The organism is Consotaella aegiceratis, from assembly GCF_036541425.1.
Lineage (GTDB): Bacteria > Pseudomonadota > Alphaproteobacteria > Rhizobiales > Rhizobiaceae > Consotaella > Consotaella aegiceratis.
Genome location: NZ_JAZHFT010000021.1, coordinates 75016 through 84944, shown reverse-complemented (window position 1 = coordinate 84944; position 9929 = coordinate 75016). Strand labels below are relative to the sequence as shown.

Annotated in this window: 11 protein-coding genes; 1 reads left to right on the top strand and 10 read right to left on the bottom strand. The window is 66.6% G+C overall.

Annotation, left to right across the window (positions count from 1 at the left end):
* Window positions 1–248 (top strand): IS66 family transposase (locus SMD10_RS14990; protein ID WP_331686520.1); only part of this gene is annotated, 248 nt, incomplete at its 5' end.
* 91 nt (window positions 249–339) lie between these two features.
* On the opposite strand, the gene SMD10_RS14985 is transcribed toward SMD10_RS14990, so the two are convergent.
* The 10 genes from SMD10_RS14985 to SMD10_RS14940 all read right to left on the bottom strand — a co-directional run bounded on the left by SMD10_RS14985 (window position 340) and on the right by SMD10_RS14940 (window position 9871).
* Window positions 340–1662, bottom strand: coding sequence for an amidase (locus tag SMD10_RS14985; RefSeq protein ID WP_331686519.1), 1323 nt, complete (start codon window positions 1660–1662; stop codon window positions 340–342).
* 10 nt (window positions 1663–1672) lie between these two features.
* Entirely contained in the window at window positions 1673–2371 is a 699-nt protein-coding gene (locus SMD10_RS14980; RefSeq protein ID WP_331686518.1) for a DUF2848 domain-containing protein, read from the bottom strand.
* Window positions 2372–2398: 27 nt separating this feature from the next.
* Window positions 2399–3679 (bottom strand): TRAP transporter large permease, encoded by a 1281-nt coding sequence (locus tag SMD10_RS14975; protein ID WP_331686517.1) that lies wholly within the window; start codon window positions 3677–3679, stop codon window positions 2399–2401.
* The gene (locus tag SMD10_RS14970) at window positions 3679–4254 is read right to left on the bottom strand and encodes a TRAP transporter small permease subunit (RefSeq protein ID WP_331686516.1); all 576 of its coding nucleotides are present in this window, start codon (window positions 4252–4254) and stop codon (window positions 3679–3681) included. The genes SMD10_RS14975 and SMD10_RS14970 overlap by 1 nt, the downstream gene beginning before the upstream one ends.
* Window positions 4255–4272: 18 nt before the next feature.
* Entirely contained in the window at window positions 4273–5334 is a 1062-nt protein-coding gene (locus SMD10_RS14965) for a TRAP transporter substrate-binding protein (RefSeq protein WP_331686515.1), read from the bottom strand.
* Window positions 5335–5384: 50 nt separating this feature from the next.
* Entirely contained in the window at window positions 5385–6182 is a 798-nt protein-coding gene (locus SMD10_RS14960) for a putative hydro-lyase (RefSeq protein WP_331686514.1), read from the bottom strand.
* 102 nt (window positions 6183–6284) lie between these two features.
* Window positions 6285–7187 (bottom strand): LysR family transcriptional regulator, encoded by a 903-nt coding sequence (locus tag SMD10_RS14955; protein WP_331686513.1) that lies wholly within the window; start codon window positions 7185–7187, stop codon window positions 6285–6287.
* A 215-nt stretch (window positions 7188–7402) separates the two neighbouring features.
* A complete protein-coding gene (locus SMD10_RS14950; RefSeq protein WP_331686512.1) occupies window positions 7403–8476 on the bottom strand; it encodes a 4-oxalomesaconate tautomerase in 1074 nt (357 codons plus the stop codon).
* The gene (locus tag SMD10_RS14945; protein WP_331686511.1) at window positions 8469–9140 is read right to left on the bottom strand and encodes a 4-carboxy-4-hydroxy-2-oxoadipate aldolase/oxaloacetate decarboxylase; all 672 of its coding nucleotides are present in this window, start codon (window positions 9138–9140) and stop codon (window positions 8469–8471) included. The genes SMD10_RS14950 and SMD10_RS14945 overlap by 8 nt, the downstream gene beginning before the upstream one ends.
* Window positions 9140–9871 carry a PIG-L deacetylase family protein gene (locus SMD10_RS14940; protein ID WP_331686510.1) on the bottom strand — a complete coding sequence of 244 codons (732 nt, stop codon included), beginning with the start codon at window positions 9869–9871 and terminating at the stop codon, window positions 9140–9142. Before SMD10_RS14940 ends, SMD10_RS14945 begins: the two co-directional genes overlap by 1 nt.
* Window positions 9872–9929: the final 58 nt, after the last annotated feature.

Sequence of the window (9929 nt, the reverse complement as noted above, 5' to 3'; positions counted from 1 at the left end):
AGCACAAATTCCGCCGCGCCAGAAATCAGCTTCTCACCTTCGCCGACTGGCCTGGAGCGCTCGAGGCGACCAACAATGCCTGCGAACGCGCGCTCCGACCCGCTGTCATCCAGCGCAAGGTCACCAACGGATATCGCGCCCTCTGGGCCGCCCAAGGAGAGGCCGACATCCGCACCGTCGTCGATACCGCTCGACTGCGAAACGGCGCCAACCCTTTCCAGACCATCCGTCACACCCTCAGCGCCTGAACGCGCCTGAACGCGCAAGTCGGAAACGAGGGTGGGTAATTACGATCGTAAGCCTGTCGTTTTGCCCGGTCGCCAGAGACACTCAGCGCCGTCAACGGGTGGAGACGACGTCTTCGAGCGCTGCGGCGATGGCCAGGATGCGCCAGTCGGCGCCGCCGGAGCCGACGATCATCAGGCCGGTGGGCAGGTCTCCGGACACGTGCATCGGGATGGTCGCCGCGCAGCCGTCGAGGAAGTTCACCGTCGAGGGATTGCGCAGGATCAGCCCGTTGAGCCGGTCGAAGTCGGCCTCCACGTCGGCAATCCTCGGCGGCACGATCGGCACGGTCGGTGCGATGAACGCGTCGTAGCCGGCGGCAAGCTCGGCAAAGGCGGCCGTCGCGTCCCGGCGGATGCGGCGCGCCTCGTCCACCTCGCCCGGCGCAAAGGTCTCCGCCGCGCGAATGCGCTTCAGGACATGCGGATCGCCGGTGGTCTCCAGCTGGTCGAGGTAGGCTTCGTGGGTCGCATGGGCCTCGGAGGCGACGATCAGCCGATTGACGGCGCCCGCCTCGGCCAGCGGCGCGAACTCGACATCCTCCAGCGTGGCGCCGGCCTCCGCCAGGGCGGCGAGCGCGGCGTCGAAATCGGCGGCGACCTGGCGATCCATGTCCTGGGTCAGGACGGTGCGCAGCACGCCAAGGCGCAAACCGGAAACATCCGCGGCCGGGGCTTCCGGCCGCGCCGCGCCGGACAGCACCGCATGAAGCGCCGCGCAGGTGGCGATATCCGGCGCGATCGGACCGACGCTGTCGAGCGTGGCCGAGAGAGGAAACACGCCGTCGCGCGGCACGGACATCTGGGTCGGCTTGAAACCGGCCAACGCGTTGAAGGCGGCGGGAATGCGGATCGAGCCGCCGGTGTCGGAGCCGAGTGCCGCATCGACGATGCCGAAGGCGACGGCGATCGCACCGCCGGACGACGACCCGCCGGAAATCCGTTCCGGATCGTGGCTGTTGCCGGGCGTGCCGAAATGCGGGTTCAGCCCGACGCCGGAATAGGCGAATTCGGACATGGCCGTGCGCCCGCACAAGACGGCACCGGCGTCGCGCAGCCGGCGGACGACCTCGGCGTCGCTCGATGCCGGCTGGCGCCCCGCAAGCTGCACGGAACCGGCCGTGGTGATTTCGCCCGCCTCGTCGAACAGATCCTTGATCGTCACCAGCAGGCCAGCCAGCGGGGCGTCGAGACGGGCTCTGTCGCCATCCAGCCGCTCGGCCTCGCCCATGATCTTGGCCGCATCGAAGCGCGTGAAGATCGCGCCGGCGACAGACTCGTCGAGATCGAGCACGCGGGCAACGGCCTGCGCCGCGCGATCCACCGCACGAAAGGACAGGCGGCCGGCGGCGCGCTTCAGCGGTGATAGACGATCCATGACGGGTTCCTCAGCTTACGACAGGCAGGACCCGGCACTCATACTGGTGCGTGATGCTGCGGCCAAGCACCGGATCGCTCATGACCATGCGAAAGTGGCGCGCCGGCCTTACGCCGCCGGCAAGAACGCCAAGCGTTCCGCACATCATCGCGGTGCCGGGCGTCAGTCGCCCGCCCTCCAAGGCCAGGGGACAGCGCGCCATGAGGTCGGCGAGGGGCCGGATCTTGGCCATCGGGCCATCCTGATAGGACACCCAATCGGCCGCCATGTCGTCGCGGACGAAGGATTGCAGACGGATCTCGTCGAGGTGGTCACTCACCTCCTCGAAGCGCCACAGCGTCGAAGCGACGGGTTTCGGGCAGACCTGCTTCGACAGAGCCACCGATTGGGCTTCGAGGTCGCGGTCAGTGTGGTCGGAGCCGAGACCGAGGTAGAGGGCGTTGCCGTCGTCCAGGAGCAACGGTTCGATTTCGCCCGACGAGGCCGTGCCGACGACCTCGATGAGCGGCGACTGGGTCAGCAGTTGCGCGCCGACGTGATAGAACAGCGGCACGGTGGAAGGCGGCGCCACGCCGATCGCCTCCAGTTCGGCGATGTGGTGGTCCACCGCCGCCTGGTCGCGGCCGGTCCAGCCGGCGATCACGGCGTTTTCGAGCGTCACGGTCACGGCATCGCGGCCGACCGCGTCGAAGGTCAATCGAGAGGTCAAAACGGCACCTTGAGGGTTGGCTGCGGGTCAGACGCCGTCGGCGAGGAACAGCGCCAGGCTCGGGAACAGCACCAGGGCGACGACCATCAGCAGCATAGTGAAGACATAGGGGATCACGCCCACCATCACGTCGGTCAGCGTGCCCTTGGTGCGGGCACCCTGGACCACATAGAGGTTGAGGCCGACCGGCGGTGTGATCAGCGCCATCTCGATCAGCACGATCATCAAGACGCCGAACCAGACCTTGTCGAAACCAAGTTCGGCGATGATCGGAACGACGATCGGGATGGTCGCGATCATCAAGGACAGCGTCTCGATGAAAAAGCCGAGGACGATATAGAGCAGGATCACCACGACCAGCGTGCCGTAGGGGCCGAGGCCGAGATTTTCCAGAAGATCCGTCAGCTGACGTCCGAGGCCGGCGGCGGCGAGCGTATAGTTCAGGAAATAGGCGCCGACGATCACGAACATGATCATCGCCGTGGTGCGCACGGTGCCGAGCAGCGCCTCGGTGATCATCGTGAGGGTGACGGCGCGATGGAAGGCCGCGATGACGAAGGCCATCGCCACACCGATCGCCGCCGCCTCCGTCGGCGTCGCCCAGCCCTCGTAGATCGAGCCGACCACGACGCCGAAGAGCAGGGCGATCGGGATCAGATGGCGAAGGCCGGCGATGCGCTCGCGCCATGAAAAGCTGCGGCTGGGGCCGCCGAGTTCCGGTCTTCGGCTGCAGATCAGCGCGGTGACGACCATGAAGCCGACCGCCATGAGCAGGCCGGGGACGAGCCCGGCCAGGAACAGCCGCGGCACGGACGTTTCCGTCAGGAAGCCATAGACGATGAGGTTGATCGACGGCGGGATCAGGATACCGAGCGTGCCGCCCGCCGCGATGGCCCCGGCGAAGAGTTTCGGATCGTAGCCGAGGCGGTCGGCCTGCGGCATGGCGACCGTCGCGACGGTGGCTGCGGTCGCCACCGACGAGCCGGACGTGGCCGAAAACAGCGTCGCCGTGCCGATATTGGCGTGGACGAGGCCGCCGGGCAGCCACGAGAACCAGGCGTCGAGAGCGCTGTAGGTCCGCTCCGCGATGCCGGCCCGTACCAGGATTTCGCCGAGCAGCACGAAGAACGGGATCGCGATCAGCAGGAAACTGTCCGAAGACGAATAGACGACCTGCCCAAGCCCTCGGATCAGGGGGAAGGGCGAGAAGAACACGTCGATCCCGATCCCGAGAAGGAACAGGACGACACCCACCGGCAGCGACAGCGCCAGGAGGCCGAGAAGGCCGAAACCGACAGACCAGATCATCAAGGTTCTCCGGTTTCGGTGCCGCCGCCGGCCATCGCCTTGACCTGGTCCCACTCGCGCCGGGCGGCCAGAACCGCCACGCAGACCAGCAGGATTCCGGCGACGACGGTGAGCCAGACCCAGCCGGCGAACCAGATCGATTGCGGAATCCAGAGCGGCGTCGCCAGCGGCGTGTTCGCATGCGAGTTGCGGGCCAGCGTCTTGCCCAGAACATCCCAAGCATAAACCGACACGAGGCAGGCGATGACGAACAGGCTGGCGAGCGCCAGAAGATCGAAAACGCCCTGGCCGAACAGAGGCAGGCGCGCCTGCAGAAGATTGATGCGAACGTGCGCCCGCTCCGTGACCGCGAAGGCGAAGCCCCAGGTCGCCACGCACGCCATGACGTAGCCCGAGATCTCGTCCGACCCGCCGATGCTGCCGACGGCGGTCTGCCGCAGAACGATCTCCAGCAGGATCAGCAGGCCCGTGCCGAGAAGGGCGACACCGGCGATGGCGGCGATCGCTCGATTGATGCGGGCGAAGATCGCGGCGACCCCAGCCGGGCCGCCGCGCATTGTCTGGCCTTCGATCATCGGCTCGAACCTTCGAGTTTATTGCGCCTCGACGGTGACACCGGCGACCTTGCCGACCGTGTCGTTCCAGCGCTTCACCCAATCGCCGCCGGCGCGCTCGGCCCAGTCCGGCAGCACGTCCTCTTTCAGCACCTTTTCCGCCAGTTCGCGGTCGGCATCGGTCGGCTCGACGAGCGTCATCGTGGCGGGCTCGCCGGCCGCGCACTCGCCATCGCCGGTCAGGCAGGCGACATCCCGGGCCAGGGCATCGCTGGCGTCGGCCCAGGCCTGGTCCTCGAACTTCGTCTTGACCTCGTCCTGCAGGAAGGACTGCACGCCCGGCGACAGCTCGTTCCACTTGTCGCGGTTCATCGCCGTGATCACCGGATCCCAGCCGCCGAGCGGCAGCGTCAGAAGATGCGTCGAGGACTCCCACCAGCCGGCGCTGTAGCCGGAGCCCGCGCCCGTCACGGCACAGTCGATGACGCCGCGCTCCAGGGCGCCGGGAACTTCGGAAAAGGCCAGCGTGATCCCTTCCGCGCCGAGTTTCTCCAGAAAGATCGCGGTCATGCGGCCCGACGCGCGCACCTTCTTGCCCTTCAGATCGGCCAGGCTTCCGACGTCGGCGTTGCAGAACACCACCTGCGGCGGATAGGGCGCGATCGCCAGCAGCTTCGAATTGAAGCGATCCGCCATGATGTCCTCGACCATCGGCCGCGCGGCGTCGACGACCTTGTGCTCCTCTTCGGCATCGGTGGCGATCAGGGGAACGTCGAGACCCTCCAGTTCCGGCGCATCGCCGACCGTGTAGTCGCCGACGGTCATGCCGATGTCGAAGACGCCGTCGCCGAGCATGCGGAACACGTCCGCGCCTTGGATGCCCATCTGGTCGAAGGTCGTCATCTGCACGTCGATGGCTCCGCTGGAGTCCTCCGGCAGGGTCTTGGTCCAGAACGGCTCTTCGAAATCCTGGTAGAGCGGAAGATTGCTCCAGCTTCCGACCACCGAGAGCGTGGTGTCTTCCAGGTCCTGGGCCGATGCCGGCAGCGTTGCGCCGACGAGGCTGGTCGAGATCATGAGACTGGCGAGAAGTGCTTTCATGTCTTGGCTCCGTGGATTGGAAGGCTTGAATGCGCGTCTGCGCTGAACGATCAGAAACCCCGCTCGGCGGGGAGATCGGTCACCAGCATGTGGCCGGGTTCGTGGGTGATGGCGATGTCCGGGCGGGCGCGCCGGATTGCCATCTGGGGGGTGACGCCGCAGGCCCAGAAGACAGGCACCTCGCCGTCGGCGATGACCGGCGGATCGCCGAAATCGGGCTTCATCAGATCGGCAATGCCGATCGCGGCCGGGTCGCCGAAATGCAGCGGTGCACCGTGGGCAAGCGGCTGGCGATCGGACAGGACCATCGCGCGGATCGCGTCGCGGGGCTGGAAGGCCCGCATCGAGACCACCATCGGTCCGCCGAACGGGCCGGCGGCCGCGGTCTCGATCGTGGTGACGTACATCGGCACGTTCGTGCCGGCGGTGACATGCGGCACGTGGATTCCCGCGCGTTCCAGGGCATCCTCGAACGAAAAGGAACAGCCGATGACGAACGACACGAAATCGTCCCGCCAGACCGCCGTCAGGTCGCGCACGGCGTCGCCCGGCTCGCCGTCATGGAAGATGCGATAGAGCGGCACATCCGTGCGGATGTCGAGATCCTCGCCGAGACCGGGCAGTCGGGGATCGCCGGTCTGGCCTATGCCGAGCAGAGGGCAGGGCTTGGGATTGAGAACGCAGAAACGCAGGAAGTCGTCGGCGAAGGACTGGGGCAGGATCGCCAGATTGCCCTGGAGAAAGCCGGGCGCCTGTCCGCTCGTCTGGCCGCTGAACGTGCCGGACCGGATCCGGCGGCGCAGATCGCCCGGCGACGGTATAACAGCGCGTCCTGTCCCTATGTCCATTCGATGGGCATCTTTCTCGATTGCGCATCATTGCAGCAAATCGATAGTCCGATGCATGGGTGACGTAGTCAATCGATCAATTATCGATCATCTTGATCGTATTTATCGATCGTTTCGAGATCCCACTGCCTGGTCTGCGCAGGCGCGCAAGGCCTCCGCCAGCGGCCGCCCCAGCGTGGCCATATGCGCGAAGACGAAGCGCAACGCCTTGGGCTTTGCCTCCGGCACGGTATCGAGCCGGCGGATCCGACCGGCTTTGACTTCGGCCTCGATCATGCTGATCGGCAGGACGCCGATGCCGAAATCGGTTAGGACGAGGTGGAGGGCCGCCGACAGCGACGCGCATCCGTGCAGCAGAGGCAGCGCATGAATGTCGGCGGCGGCGAAGATCGTCTCCAGGTCGCGGTAGGGCAAGGTTCCCTTTGGAAAGGTGACGATCGGCCACAGAGCGAGGCCCTGCACCGTCAGTCGGTCTTGCGCGACATCGGCGTCGGCCGCCGCAAACCAGTCGATCGCGCTGGCGAAGACGAAATGGCTCTGTGCCCGAGCCGGCACCAGTTCCTCCATCATCACCGCGACGTCCAACTCGTCCTCGAGCAGCTTCGCGGCGAGCGTCTGGGAGGTGTCGACGGCCAGTTCGATGCGCAAATTGGGAAAGCGTTCGTGGACGAGCGTCATCATCCGCGGCAGCCAGGTGTGAACGATGGTCTCGGCGACGCCGATGCGGATCGTTCCCGCGAAGCCGGCCTCCTGCGTCAGACCGCTGATGATGCGGTCGCGCATTTCGGTCAGGCGTGCGGTCTGATCGAGAAATGTGCGACCGGCCGGCGTGAGGCTGCCGCGGCGCTTCTTGCGGTCAAAGAGTTCCACGCCCAGGCGATCCTCCAGCCCGGCGATCCGCGCCGAGACCGCGGATTGCGAGAGCCTGAGCTGGGCCGCCGCCGCACGAAATCCGCCATGCCTGACGACCATGCGAACGATCTCGACATCCTTGATATCGAACATGGAGATTGCCCCGCTGCCTCCGGCCCGCTCGGCGAGCGGGGCTTCGAACCGACGCCTTCATGACGGCGATCCAGCCGCGCGAGTCAAGCACCGGCGGACAGCGGCGACGAGCGCAACCGCTCGCACACAAGCGCCCCGACAGGCCGAAACGTTCGAATCTCGGGCGCAGGCGGCGTCGACTGCTTCGGCGCCGCCTGCCGGTTTCGGGTATCAGGCTATCGGCTGCCGGCGAAGACGGTGCCGTCGAACAGCTTGCGCGCGGTGCGCAGGATGGCCGCCTTCGACACCTCTCCCTTCGCGTCCATCGTGGCCACGACGGTCATCTCGCCGGTCGGATGTTCGATCGACAGAAGCTTCTCCGTGCCCTCCGGAATGTCGGCCAGCTCTGCCGCCGGGCTGCCGTCGAGCAGGCAGGCGGTCGCCACGCTGACGGCGCCGAGAACGCCGATGGCCGCATGGCAGCGATGCGGGATGAAGGTGCGGGTGGAGATCGCGCCTCCGTTCCTGGCTTTCGAGACCATCGTCATCTTCGGCACCGACTTGTCGGTGACGTCGCCGAGGTTCATCAGCGGTCCGGCCTTGAGACGGATCGCCTCGAGCCTTTGCCGAAGTTCGGCATCGGCTTCCAGATCCTTCGGCTCTTCCTCGCCGGTGATGCCGAGATCGGACGCGCGCATGACGACGCAAGGCATGCCGTTGTCGATCATCGTCACCGTCACGCCCTCGATCTCGTCGACGGCATGGCCGGTCGGCAGCAGCGCTCCGCAGGACGAGCCCGCCGTATCCTGGAAGGCAATCGGGATCGCCGCCGCCGTGCCGGGCACGCCGTCGATGCGCGCCTCGCCGCAATAGGCGACGCGGCCGTCCGGCGTCTGGACCGAGGCAACGGCGATCTGGCCCGTGTTTTCCATGAAGATGGACACGTCCGTCGCGCCGTCCTGGGCCGCCACCAGGCCACGCTCGATGGCGAAGGGCCCGACGCCGGCAAGGATGTTGCCGCAGTTCTGGGCGTCGGTCACCACGGGTCGATCGACGAAGACCTGAAGAAACAGATAGTCGACATCGATGCCCGGCCGGTCGGATGCCTTGACCACGGCGACCTTGGAGGTCAGCGGGTCGGCGCCGCCCATGCCGTCGATCTGGCGATCGTCGGGCGAGCCCATGACGCCGAGCAGAAAGGCATCGCGCGCCTCGCGATCGTCCGGCAGATCCTCGGCCAGGAAATAGCCGCCCTTCGACGTGCCGCCTCGCATCCACATGCAGCGGACACCGCCTGCGGGACTAGACATATTTCAGGCCCTTCTCGGCCAGCCGCTCGCGCATCTTGTACATGTCGAGGCCGAGTTCGCCGGCGGCAAACCGGGCGCGCTTCATCTCTTCGTTGGCGACACGCTTCTGCGAGGCCTCGAGAACGGCAGCAGCCTCTTCGCGGCGCACGACGCAGACCCCGTCGTCATCGGCAACGATGACGTCGCCCGGATTGACCAGCGCCCCCGCACAGACGATCGGCACGTTGACCGATCCGAGCGTCTCCTTGACCGCGCCTTGGGCACAAACCGCCTTGGACCAGACCGGGAACTGCATCTCGGTGAGATCGCGGATGTCGCGCACGCCGCCCTCGATCACCAGGCCGGCGCAGCCGTGAGCCTTGAGCGACGTCGCCAGCAGATCGCCGAAATAGCCTGCATCCGAGGGCGAGGTCGGCGCGAGCACCAGAATGTCGCCCGGCTTCACCTGTTCGACGGCGACATGGATCATCCAGTTGTCGCAGGGCGGCGCCGAAATGGTCACGGCAGAGGCGGCTACCCGGGCGCCCGAATAGATCGGGCGCATGTAGGAGGCGAGAAGACCCTTGCGTCCCTGCGCCTCGTGCACGGTCGCCACGCCGCATTCCGCCAGGCCGACGACCACCGCCGGATCGGCGCGCTCGATGTTCTGAACGACCACGCCCATCAGAGTTCATCCACGGTTCGAGGAAAGATCGACTGGAAGGCTTCAGCGTATTTCGCCTCGCGCCCTCCCGCCTGGCCGCCGGAATTGCGGCGGAACTGGTTGCCGCGGTTCTCCGCGACGTTGGTGTAGTAGTGCCAGAGGTGCTGCTGGCCTTCCATGCACTCGATCGCCGCGCGCTTCTGGTCCCAGACCTCGGTGATGTCGAGGATGGTGTCGGGCTTCCAGCCGCACTGCTCGGTCTGGTGCGGCTCGAAGAGATAGAGCTGCGGCGCGCCGAGCACCTTTTCGCCGGGATTGTGGCCCCAGGCCTGGGCGACCATGCGGCATTCGAGCGCCATCTTGGTCGCGTAGGGGTGATCGGTGTTGTAGGGATCGTCCAGCGAGTGGGACAGCATGAAGGCCGGCTGTACCTTGCGGATGACGTCCACCAGCCGGAACTTCGCCTCGCGATCCATCTCCAGCGGATAGTCGCCGAGATCGAAGAACTGGATCTCGTGGGCGCCGAGCGCGGCGGCGGCGTTCTCGGCCTCCTTGCGGCGGCCGCTCTTCACGGCCTCCAGCGTGATGCCTTCCTGCTTCCAGAGCTTGGCGCTCTCGCCGCGCTCGCCATAGGACAGGCAGACCACCGTGACGTCGTAGCCCTTCTTCTGATGCAGGGCGATGGCGCCGCCGCAGCGCCAGACGAAATCGGCCGAATGGGCGCTGATCACCAGCGCTGTCTTGTTTGCCATGGGAATCTCCATTCGTTCTATGCCTCGACCCGGCCAAGGCGTCTTCAGTATCCGGGGA